Origin of the sequence: Sandaracinobacter sp. (assembly GCF_041909755.1) — a bacterium.
In the GTDB taxonomy this organism is placed as follows: Bacteria; Pseudomonadota; Alphaproteobacteria; order Sphingomonadales; family Sphingomonadaceae; genus Sandaracinobacteroides.
Genome location: NZ_JAYRCW010000087.1, coordinates 1 through 10,385 on the forward strand (window position 1 = coordinate 1; position 10,385 = coordinate 10,385).

General features: G+C 66.6%; 12 protein-coding genes. 5 read left to right on the forward strand and 7 right to left on the reverse strand.

Features of this window, described 5'->3' with window-relative positions; genetic code table 11:
* From ACE3O8_RS10960 to ACE3O8_RS10970, 3 genes are all read right to left on the reverse strand, one after another.
* Positions 1-239: VirB8/TrbF family protein (locus tag ACE3O8_RS10960; protein WP_374389666.1), on the reverse strand; the 239-nt coding region annotated here is incomplete at its 3' end.
* 3 nt (positions 240-242) lie between these two features.
* Positions 243-704 (reverse strand): hypothetical protein, encoded by a 462-nt coding sequence (locus ACE3O8_RS10965; RefSeq protein WP_374389668.1) that lies wholly within the window; start codon positions 702-704, stop codon positions 243-245.
* Positions 705-1,515: 811 nt separating this feature from the next.
* Positions 1,516-2,217 carry a TetR/AcrR family transcriptional regulator gene (locus tag ACE3O8_RS10970; RefSeq protein WP_374389670.1) on the reverse strand — a complete coding sequence of 234 codons (702 nt, stop codon included), beginning with the start codon at positions 2,215-2,217 and terminating at the stop codon, positions 1,516-1,518.
* A gap of 200 nt (positions 2,218-2,417) precedes the next feature.
* Here ACE3O8_RS10970 and bla point away from each other — a divergent pair, with 200 nt between their 5' ends.
* Both bla and ACE3O8_RS10980 read left to right on the forward strand, forming a co-directional pair.
* Positions 2,418-3,347, forward strand: coding sequence for a subclass B3 metallo-beta-lactamase (bla, locus tag ACE3O8_RS10975; protein WP_374389672.1), 930 nt, complete (start codon positions 2,418-2,420; stop codon positions 3,345-3,347).
* Between the two features lie 189 nt (positions 3,348-3,536).
* Positions 3,537-4,235 carry a VIT1/CCC1 transporter family protein gene (locus ACE3O8_RS10980; protein ID WP_374389673.1) on the forward strand — a complete coding sequence of 233 codons (699 nt, stop codon included), beginning with the start codon at positions 3,537-3,539 and terminating at the stop codon, positions 4,233-4,235.
* A gap of 48 nt (positions 4,236-4,283) precedes the next feature.
* On the opposite strand, the gene ACE3O8_RS10985 is transcribed toward ACE3O8_RS10980, so the two are convergent.
* The gene (locus tag ACE3O8_RS10985) at positions 4,284-5,360 is read right to left on the reverse strand and encodes a DUF937 domain-containing protein (RefSeq protein ID WP_374389675.1); all 1,077 of its coding nucleotides are present in this window, start codon (positions 5,358-5,360) and stop codon (positions 4,284-4,286) included.
* A gap of 135 nt (positions 5,361-5,495) precedes the next feature.
* Here ACE3O8_RS10985 and ACE3O8_RS10990 point away from each other — a divergent pair, with 135 nt between their 5' ends.
* Genes ACE3O8_RS10990 through ACE3O8_RS11000 form a run of 3 tightly spaced genes read left to right on the forward strand, consistent with a single transcriptional unit; the run spans position 5,496 to position 8,673 of the window.
* Positions 5,496-6,494: an isoaspartyl peptidase/L-asparaginase family protein gene (locus ACE3O8_RS10990; protein ID WP_374389677.1), complete on the forward strand. Its 999-nt coding sequence runs from the start codon at positions 5,496-5,498 to the stop codon at positions 6,492-6,494.
* Positions 6,491-7,699 (forward strand): NAD(P)/FAD-dependent oxidoreductase, encoded by a 1,209-nt coding sequence (locus tag ACE3O8_RS10995; protein WP_374389679.1) that lies wholly within the window; start codon positions 6,491-6,493, stop codon positions 7,697-7,699. Before ACE3O8_RS10990 ends, ACE3O8_RS10995 begins: the two co-directional genes overlap by 4 nt.
* The gene (locus ACE3O8_RS11000; protein WP_374389681.1) at positions 7,696-8,673 is read left to right on the forward strand and encodes an NAD(P)H-dependent flavin oxidoreductase; all 978 of its coding nucleotides are present in this window, start codon (positions 7,696-7,698) and stop codon (positions 8,671-8,673) included. The genes ACE3O8_RS10995 and ACE3O8_RS11000 overlap by 4 nt, the downstream gene beginning before the upstream one ends.
* A 21-nt stretch (positions 8,674-8,694) precedes the next feature.
* Here the strand turns inward: ACE3O8_RS11000 and ACE3O8_RS11005 are convergent, their stop codons facing one another.
* The 3 genes from ACE3O8_RS11005 to ACE3O8_RS11015 form a co-directional block, all read right to left on the reverse strand.
* Positions 8,695-9,048, reverse strand: a complete 354-nt coding sequence (locus tag ACE3O8_RS11005) for an MTH938/NDUFAF3 family protein (RefSeq protein WP_374389683.1) — start codon at positions 9,046-9,048, stop codon at positions 8,695-8,697.
* A gap of 7 nt (positions 9,049-9,055) precedes the next feature.
* Positions 9,056-10,030 (reverse strand): protein translocase subunit SecF, encoded by a 975-nt coding sequence (secF, locus tag ACE3O8_RS11010; RefSeq protein ID WP_374389685.1) that lies wholly within the window; start codon positions 10,028-10,030, stop codon positions 9,056-9,058.
* Between the two features lie 11 nt (positions 10,031-10,041).
* On the reverse strand, positions 10,042-10,385 hold a 344-nt coding region (locus ACE3O8_RS11015; RefSeq protein ID WP_374389687.1), incomplete at its 5' end, for an MMPL family transporter.

The following is a 10,385-nucleotide window of genomic DNA, read 5'->3' on the forward strand; positions in this document are numbered from 1 at the left end:
TCACCCAGCCGGTCGACCTCGACCACATAGGGGACGACCCGGCTCTCGCGCGCCTGCCAGACAAAGGCGCCTGCCATGCCAATCGCGAGGCCGAGCGAACAGAAGGCCATCAGCCGCCAGTTGCGGGCCTGAACGCGGGCCGATCCGATGCGGTCATCCCAGACCTGCCCGGCGCGGGCATAGGGTGTGACGGGTTGCGGGGTGTGTCCGTATCGCTGGACAGCGCGTCTGAAGGTCATGGCTCAGTCGTTCCTTTCACGGATGTCGGGTGTGGCGGAGGAACCGCCGCGGTCGCCCTGCTGCAGGCTGTGCATGGCGAGCTGGCGCCGGTGGCGGCTATCCTGTTGGCGGCGCAGCGACTGCGCCCAAGCCGGGGCTGCATCGGCCGCGACATCGGAACCTCCCGACGCTGGCTTGCCGCCGTTCATCGCCGCCCAGGCGCCATCCCGGCCCCGGCGCGCGGCGTCGGCCAGACCAAGGCCGGACGCGGCCTTCTCCCGCATCGCGCCGCCCGCCGCCTGCGCCAGGCCGCCGATGCCAGCGCCGATGGTCGACGTCCCGGCACTGCTCTGGCCGAGCTGATAAGAAGCGGAGGCCGCAGACCCCATGGCGGTGCCGGCGCGTACTGAGCCAAGCGCCGCACCGCCTGCCGCGGGATACTTCGCTGTTGTCGTGCGATGCCGTTGATGCAGCCCGTCCGCCAAGGTGCCATACTTGGCTGCAGCAGGCGGAAGACCTGCTTCCAGGCAATGCGCAACATCTGCGGTTGCTGGCCTATGCGCAGGATATCGCCGAAGGTGGGCGTCTGACGAACAGGATGCCCGTTAGTCCAGCGCGTAAAATAGCGCAGCAGCCGCGGCTTTTGCGAGTGGTACAGGTCTTCGAGTGCCAGCACGGACCCTGCAGCCAACCGGTCATCGGGCGGGATCGGGTCCCCTTCGGCAAGGCGCGGCGTCAGCAGCGCTTCCATCTCATCCGGGATCAGGCGCATGCGCCGACATCCCTTGCGGTAAGGTCGGGCAAAGAAGTGCGCCGGAAAGTGGTCAGCCTGTCGCCCATGCCTGCCCCGTTCGAAGGTTCGAAGCGGAGCCGGCGGGAGCCGGGTGTTGAGAACATGCTTGAGACATGCGCCGACGCCTTTAGCCGCAAGCGACCTGGACATACGCGTCGGCCACCCGGCCGGATGCCATGGCGTCAATTCTCCCAAGCGAGGTTCTCACGCCTCGGTGGCACCCAAAGCACCACTTTTTTAGACTATATCGGGGGGTCAGAAATGCAAGCACAGCATGACGAAGCTTTTTAGGCCGCCGATGAGCGCGAGATACCTCAGCGTTTTAAGGTATCTTAAACTGCATGTTGGACGGGTTCTGCTACGGATGTGGTAGTCAAATTTGACCAACAATATCCGTTATAAATATGTTGTAATTATTCCATTGGATTCTTGGCTTTATTCATTTAATATCAGGATGTTATTGCGAATATCACGGTAGCCGCCCCCGCCACCAGACCTCGGTTTCACGAGGTTCCAGGAGTTTCCAGAACCGTTTGATCCGGTTGAAATGCAGCCTGAGCCGGGCCGTCGGCCCGTTGCCGGAGAACCAGCTGGCAGACCATCTCGCTGTGCAAATCCACCTGCCGCGCATCGAAGGGATCCGTTCCGTGGGCGGCCCGGATTTCGGGGGCGACGACGAACGGGCCGTAGCACAGCGGCGCCAGACCATAGATGAGCACATGCACCGGCACGTCGGGAAGCAACCCCTCCCGGACAAGCGCTTCCATCATCGGCTTCATCTGCTGGTGCTGCGCCCGGACGACTTCCCGGGCCGCCCAGTCCAGCCGCTCGGAGCCCTGCACCGATTCCAGCAGGATGATGCGCGCATGCTCGGGGTGGCGGGCGGAATAGCGGATGTAGCGGCACAGGAATCGGCGGAACCGCTCGCGGATCGGCAGACTGTCTTCGCCCTGTGGGGCTTGCAGCTCTTCCAGCTGGCGTTGGTACATGCTGAGCACCGCCTCGCGCCATAGCTGTTCCTTGTTGGCGAAATAATAGCGAAGCGCGCCATGCTGCATGCCAACTGCCGCTGCGATGTCGCGGATGCTCACGCCATCGAACCCGGCCATCGAAAACTGTTTCAAGGCTTCGTCAAGGATGCGCTGCCGGGCCTCGACGCTGCGCTGCTGCCGCGGACTGGTGACGGGCCTGGATGCAGTCTTCATGCGCCCTCATGCTTGGTACTGCCGGTTCATACAATCAATGCAATATTCATACATCCGGATGAATATGCTTTTCAATCCTCTTGCGGCAGACTAAAGTCCTGAAACGAAGGCAGGCTGACCAGGCTTGCCGGGCCGGGGGAACTACAATGAAATCCGTTGGTTCCGGAAAATTTGGCGCTGGCCTTCTGCGGGCGGCCCTGTTGTCGGGAGGAATCCTGGCGGCCGGTTCGGTCGCCTCGCAAGACAAGATGCCAAGCTGGGAGGAATTCGGCCGCAGCGACAAGCTTCAGCAGGCCTTCGTGACCGGCGCCTCCAAGGCGAAGCACTGGGAAGAGCCGGCAGAGCCGGTCGCCATTGCCGGGCCGGTTCATTTTGTCGGCACCCGTGGTCTCGGCGTCTATCTGATCACCACCGCCGAAGGGCATATCCTGATCAACACGGCCATGCAGGGTTCAGGGCCGGAGATCGCTGCCTCCATCCGCAAGCTGGGGTTCAAGCCCGAGGATGTGCGCATCCTGCTGACCAACCACGGCCATGTGGATCATGTGGCGGGGCACGCGCATGTCGTCGGCCTCAGCCACGCCACCGTCTATTCCAGCGCCGCCGATGTGGAGGTGATGCAGTCGGGCGGCACGAAGGACTATTTCTACGGCAAGGTGCCGGCCTTCCGCTATGATCCGGTGCGCGTGGACAAGGTGCTGAAAAGCGGCGACCGCATCCGTCTGGGCGGCGTGGAGCTGCTGGCACTGGAGACGCCCGGCCATTCCAACGCAGCCGTGACCTTTGTGATGGATACCGAGGTGGACGGGCGGAAGCTCAGGTTCGTCTTTCCCGACGGGACCGGGGTCAATCCCGGCTATCGGCTCCTGAAAGACCCGAACTATCCGGGCATCGTCGACGATTATCGCCGCACATTCGCGACGCTCGGGGCCCTGAAGCCCGACATATGGCTGTCGTCTCACACCGAATATATGGATTTCGACGCCAAGCGGGCGAAAGCGAATACGGACGGCGTTTCCGCGTGGATCGATCCCGAAGGCTATCGGGCCTTCCTTTCCGTGCAGCGCGAGGCGTTCGATGCGCGCATTGCAGCCGAATCGAAAGGCGTTGAAGGCGGCCGCGGGAATTAGGGCGATGTTGCCAACAGGTTTGCTGCAATGACGGGCGGCTGATCAGACCGGCGTTACCCATCACCGCTGCAGAATAGACCGGCTCTGCCCGGACGCGGGCATCGACAGGCCCGCCTCGCCCAACTCGACAGCCGCCCGACGGCTGTGCGATGCAGAATGGAGGACGAGGCCGCGCCGCGGGAGGGCGTTTTGGGGGGACGGACATTCGAAGGCGAGCTGGGGCAGTATCTAAGTGATCCGCAGACCCGCCGCACCTGGAGCCTTGCCGCGCAGGACGGGATCATCAGCACTGCGGGCATCCTGCTGGGCTTCACCGGCGCCGGCGCGAGCGAGGGGACGCTGGTTGTCGCGGGGACGGCTGCGATCGTGGCGGGGATGCTGACGGCGGGCGGGGCGAAATGGTCCGAGACGGCGGCCGAGCGGGAGGCGCAGCTGGGCGCGATCGAACATGAGCGATCCGAACTGCGCGAGCAGCCCGACGCCGAGCGGGCGGAGCTGATCGACTATTATGAGGAAAAGGGGCTGGGCGAGGACCTGGCCACCGAGGTTGCCGACGAGCTGATGGTGCGCTCCCCCCTGAAGGCGTCGCTGGAGCGGGAGCATGGCATCCTGCGGCTGATTTCCCGCGCGGAGGTGGTGATTTCGGGGATCGGCTCCGCACTCGCCTTCGGGCTGGGGGCGGCGGTTCCCTTCGCGATCGCCTATTATCTGCCGGTCAGCATCGAGATGTGGGTGATCGTGTTTTCCGTCCTCCTCTCGCTGTCGCTGATCTCGATCGTGGGCGCGCGCGCCGGCCATATGGACGTGTCGCGCACGATCCTCCGCACGCTTCTGGTCGCCTCTGTCACCATCGTCGTCAGCTATCTGGTGGGCCAGATCGCCTTCTGAACCGGGCCGGGCGCAGGCGTCCGGCCCGGTTCAGCTGGTCAGCGATGCCTAGTCCTTCACCGTCACTTCCACGCGCCGGGCGGCGGCATAGCTGTCTGACGTGTCTGTCGCCTCGGCGGGCTTGTCGAGATCGATCCGATCCGCCGCGACGCCTGCGGCCACCAGCGCGGCCTTCACCTGCTCTGCCCGGGATTTCGACAGCTCGGCGTTGGCGGCGACATCGCCTGTCGGATCATTGTAGCCCGACACCGACAGCTTCGCCGCCGGGTTCGCATCCAGATAGGTCTTCACGCCGGCGGATGCGGCAGCGAGATCGTTCGTCACCTCTGACCGGCCGACATCGAAGAACACGACGAGCACCGGCTTGCCGGACCTGTCTTCGGACAGGACGCCCGCGCCTGCCGGCACGGCGGCCGGGGCGGGTTCCACGGCTGCGGTTTCCACGCTGACCGGCTCTGCCGGGACCTGCGCAACCTCGTCCTTCTGGCCGCGGCCGAACACCCACCAGGCGAGCGCCAGCAGGGCAAGGCCCAGCAGCGCCCATTTCAGCCAGCCTGCGCCGCCCGAACTGGCGGCCGTGGGCACGGCGGCCGGTGCCGCAGCGGCAGCCGGCGAGATCAGCTGGCGCAGCGGCGCGGGCAGCATGGTTTCATAGCTGTCCTTTTCGGAAACCAGCAGGTTGCGCAGCGCGGGGACCGACGGCGTCGCCCCCAGCACCTTGCCGATGCCGCCCGCCAGCAGCGGGCCGGCCAGCGACATCAGGCTGTTCACGGTTGCCGGCTTCAGCCCGAACAGGCCGGCCAGCGCCGCCGCGATGGGCCCCAGATTGGACCCCAGAAGCTGCGAGGCCAGCCCGCCCAGCCCGCCGGAGGATGCCGGGGCGCCCAGCAGTGCGGCCGGATTGTCCAGCGGGTTGCCGCCCGCCAGCCCGCCCGCGACGGTGGAGAGAAGTCCGCCGAGATCGGCGCCCGATGCAGCCTTCCCGGCAAAGGCGGCCAGCAGCAGCGGCACGACCGCCGAAAGGCCCTTGAAGCTGGCATCCGGGCTGTCGCCAAGCGCCGCACCCAGCACGTCCCCCGTTTCGGCGGGCAGGCTGGACAGGATCGTCTCCACCAGATTGGTCATGGTTAATGCTCCCTTCCTGGGGCGGGAGACTGCACCGGGATTTGCCGGCTGTCCATGTCTGGCCAAAAGCGGCCCTTCGGGCATGTGGATTCAGGGCTTGGAGCGGGCGTGGGCTGCGGGCTATGCGATTCCATCATGCGCACCTTCCTGTTGTCCACCGCCCTTCTCGCCACCCTGTCTGCGGCCCCGCTGCCGGCGGCTACGCCCGCTGCGGACTGGGCCATCGCCATCCATGGCGGCGCGGGCGTGATCGAGCGGGGCTCGCTGTCGCCCGAAGCCGATGCCGCGATCCGCGCCGATCTTGCGAAGGCGGTGGATGCGGGCGCCGCCGTGCTGCGCCGGGGCGGCCCCTCGACCGATGCCGTCGTCGCCGCCGTGGCGGTGCTGGAGGCCTCGCCCTGGTTCAACGCGGGCGTGGGCGCGGTGTTTACCTCTGCCGGCAGCATCGAGCTGGACGCCGCGATGATGGAGGGGGAGGCGCGGCGCGCGGGCGCGGTGACGGGCGTGAAGAGCACGCTGAGCCCGATCGCGCTGGCGCGCACCCTGATGGACAAGGGGCCGCATGTGTTCCTGGCCGGGCCGGCGACCGACGAATATGCGCGGGAAAACGGGCTTGTGCAGGTGCCCAACAGCCATTTCATGACGGAACGGCGGCGCCGGCAGCTGGATGACCTGCGCCTGCAGAACCAGGGCGCGGCGCTGATGCCGGCCGAGACGCGCATGGGCACGGTGGGCGCCGTCGCGCGGGACGTGAAGGGCAATGTCGCGGCCGGCACCTCCACCGGCGGACTGACGGGCAAGGCCCCCGGTCGCGTGGGGGACGCGCCGCTGATCGGCGCCGGCACGCTGGCCGACAACCGCTGCGGCGCAATCTCTGCGACGGGATCGGGCGAGATCTTCATCCGCGTGCGCGTGGCGGCCAGCATCTGCGATGCGGCGCGCTTCGGCGGCCAGCCGCTGCAGAAGGCGGCGGACATGACGCTGGCCGAAGTGGGCAGCCTGGGCGGTGACGGGGGCGTCATCGTGATGGGCCCGAAGGGCGACGGGCTGTTCAGCTTCAACTCGGCGGGGATGTACCGGGGCCGCGCCAGCGCCCGGTCCGCACCCGAAATCAAGGTGTATGCAGACGAATGACCGACATGACCAACATCCTGATCGTCGGCGCCGGCCAGGCCGGGGCGCAGGCGGCGATTTCCCTGAGGCAAGAGGGGTTCGAAGGCCGCATCACCATCGTGGGCGAGGAAGCCGACCTGCCCTATGAGCGGCCGCCGCTGTCGAAGGACTATCTGGCGGGCGAACGGACCGCCGACCGGCTGCTGTTGCGCCCGCCCGCCTTCTGGGCGGAGCGCGACATCCGCATCCTGACGGCGACGCGCATCGCCCATGTGGACCGCGGCGTGGCGACGGCGGACGACGGGCGGATCTTCGCCTTCGGCACGCTGATCTGGGCCGCAGGTGGGCATGCCCGGCGGCTGGCCTGCCCCGGCGCGGACCTTGGCGGGGTGCATGTGATCCGCACCCGACACGACGACGACGACCTGCGGGCGGATCTGCACATCGCGCAGCGCATCGTGATCATCGGCGGCGGCTATGTGGGGCTGGAAGCGGCCGCCGTGCTGGTGAAGCAGGGCAAGCAGGTGACGGTGGTGGAAGCGCAGCCCCGGCTGCTGGCGCGCGTGGCGGCCGAGCCGGTTTCCGCCTTCTACAAGGCGGCGCATGAGGCGCATGGAGTGGAGATCCTGCTGGACGCCCAGGTGGCGGCGCTGGAAGGCGCGCACCGAGTGAGCAGCGTGCGGCTGGCCGATGGCCGCCTGCTGCCGGCCGACCTGGTGATCGCGGGCATCGGCCTTGTCCCCTCTGTCGCGCCGCTGGGCGTGGAGGCGGTGACGGTGGACGGCCATTGCCGCAGCGACCTTCCCCATGTCTATGCCATCGGTGACTGTGCGGCCCATGCCAATGCCTTTGCCGGCGGCGCGGTGATCCGGCTGGAATCGGTGCAGAACGCGGTGGACATGGCGAAGGCCGCGGCTGCGCACATCGTGCAGGGCGATAGCGCGAAGCCCTATCGGGCCTGCCCCTGGTTCTGGTCGAACCAATATGATCTGAAGCTGCAGACGGTTGGCCTTTCGATTGGCCATGACGGGTGGGTGGTGCGGGGCGACCCGGCCTCCGGCAGCTGGTCCCTCGTCTATCTGAGGGCTGGCGCAGTCATCGCGCTCGACTGCATCAACGCGCCGAAGGACTATGTGCAGGGCAAGGCGCTGGTGGAGCGCGGCGCGCGCATAAGCCCGGCGTTGCTGGCGGATGCCGGCGTGCCGCTGAAACAGATGGAAGGATGACGCGAATGCACCCGATCACCGCAAAGCTGAAGGCCCGCATGCAGCTGCCGCTGATCGGCTCTCCGCTGTTCATCATCTCCAACCCGGATCTGGTGATCGCCCAGTGCAAGGCAGGCGTGATCGGCAGCTTTCCCAGCCTGAACGCCCGGCCGCTGCCGCAGTTCGAAGAGTGGCTGCAGCGGCTTTCGACCGAACTGGGCCCGGATGACGCGCCCTATGCGGTGAACCTGATCGTCCACAAGTCCACGGACCGCCTGATGGCCGATCTGGAACTGGTGGTGAAGTACAAGGTGCCCGTGATCATCACCTCGCTGGGCGCGCGCGAGGATGTGAACGAGGCGATCCACAGCTATGGCGGCGTTGTGCTGCACGACGTGATCAACAACAAGTTCGCGAAGAAGGCGATCGAAAAGGGCGCGGACGGCATCATCGCTGTCGCAGCCGGCGCCGGCGGCCATGCCGGCACGCTGAGCCCCTTTGCGCTGATCTCGGAGATCCGCGAATGGTTCGATGGCCCGCTGGCGCTTTCGGGCGCGATGGGCACGGGCGCGGCGATCCTGGCGGCGGAAGCCGTGGGGGCCGATTTCGGCTATATGGGCTCGGCGTTCATTGCGACGACCGAGGCGCGTGCGGACGAGCGCTACAAGCAGGCGATCGTCGAGGGCTCGGCCTCTGACATCGTCTATTCCGACCTGTTCACCGGCGTTTCGGGCAATTACCTCCGCCCCTCGATCGTGGCGGCGGGGCTGGACCCGGACAATCTGCCCAAGGGCGACTACAGCACCATGAACTTCGGCTCAGGCGGCAACACCGACGCAAAGGCCTGGCGCGACATCTGGGGCTCCGGGCAAGGCATCGGCGCAGTGAAGTCCGTGCTGCCGGCCGCCGAAATGATCGGGCGGCTGAAGCGCGAATATGCCGCGGCCCGCGCCCGCCTTCTGGGAGATGGCGCGGCGGCGATCGCAGCGGAATGACCCTGTAACCGCGCTGATCCCCTAAAGGATCAGCGCACCCACCAGCCGGTCTTCGGCTGCCAGCACGTTGAAGGTGCGCGCGGCGGATGGGCTGTCCATGGGCTCCACGCGCCAGCCGCGATCGCGCAGCCTGTCTGCAAAGGCGGCGGGCGGGCGGCGCAGGCTCTCGCCCGTGCCCAGCAGCAGCAGGTCAACGCCATCCAGATCCGGCAGCCGGACGGTTTCCAGTGCCGCGAGATCGAGCCGGGGCAGCGTGCCCGCGAAGGCCGCCGTCACCAGCAGCGCCGGGCGATAGAGCCGCCCGGCGACGATCCAGCCGTCTTTCGCGCGCCCCTCGATGCGGGTGGGGCCGGCCTGCATCCTCAGGCCGCTCATCCCCGGATCACACCTGCCCGCGTTCGGCGGCCTTCTTGGCCTTCACCCGGTCTTCCGCGCTCGCCTCGTTGGCGACGAAGCTGTCGGAGGTGACGCCCAGCCACAACAGCAGCGGCGCGCCCACGAAGATCGAGGAGAAGGTGCCGACGAAGATGCCCAGCAGCATCGCCACGGAGAAGCCGAACAGCACCGATCCGCCCAGCACGACAAGCGTGCCCAGCGCGATCATCATCGAAACCGAGGTGACGATGGTGCGCGACAGGGTTTCGTTGATCGAGAGGTTGAGCAGTTCCGCCATGTCCATCTTGCGGTACTTGCGCAGGTTTTCCCGGATCCGGTCATAGACGACGATGGTGTCGTTCAGCGAATAGCCGATGATCGTGAGGATCGCGGCGACGATGTTCAGATCGAATTCCAGCTGGGTGAGCGCGAAAAAGCCCAGCGTGAGCGTGACATCATGCACCAGCGCGAACAGCGCGCCGACGCCGAACTGCCATTCGAAACGGAACCAGATGTAGATGGAGATGGCGATCATCGCGAGGAGCATGGCGAGCGCGCCATCGCGGATGAGTTCGCCCGAAACCTTGCCCGACACGGTTTCCACCCGGCGGAATTCGGCATCCTTGTGGGTGACCCGGATCTTGTCCTGGACCTGCTTCACCACGGCCTGGACAGCCGCGTCGTCGCCCGGCGGCAGCGGCAGCCGGATGGCGACCGTGCGCGGATCCCCGAACGTCTGCAGGTTGCCGTCTCCGGCACCGGCGGTATTCACCGTCTCGCGCAATTCGTCCAGCTCGACCGGCTGTTCGAACCGCACTTCCATCATCAGGCCGCCGGCGAAATCGACGCCGAAATTGAGCCCGCGGATGGCGACCAGCGCGATGGAGGCCGCGATCAGGGCGAAGGAGAACCAGATCGCCACATTCCGCCACTTCAGGAACGGAATATTGGTGTTGTCCGGGATGATCTTCAGCAGTTTCATCGGATAAACCCTTACAGCACCACGGTCTGCGGCCGCTTGGCGCGCAGCCACAGGGACACCATCAGGCGCGTGACCGTGACGGCGGTGAACACCGAGGTGATGATCCCGATGGTGAGGACGACCGCGAAGCCCTTGATCGGGCCGGAGCCGAACCAGAACATGATGACGGCCGCAATCACGTTGGTGACATTGGCGTCGAAGATGGCGCGGGAGGCTTCCTTGTAGCCCGTCTCGATCGCGGGGACGAGCGGCTTGCCGCGTCGAAGTTCCTCGCGGATGCGTTCGTTGATGAGCACATTGGCATCCACTGCGGCCCCGATGGTGAGGACGAAGCCCGCGATGCCCGGCAGCGTCA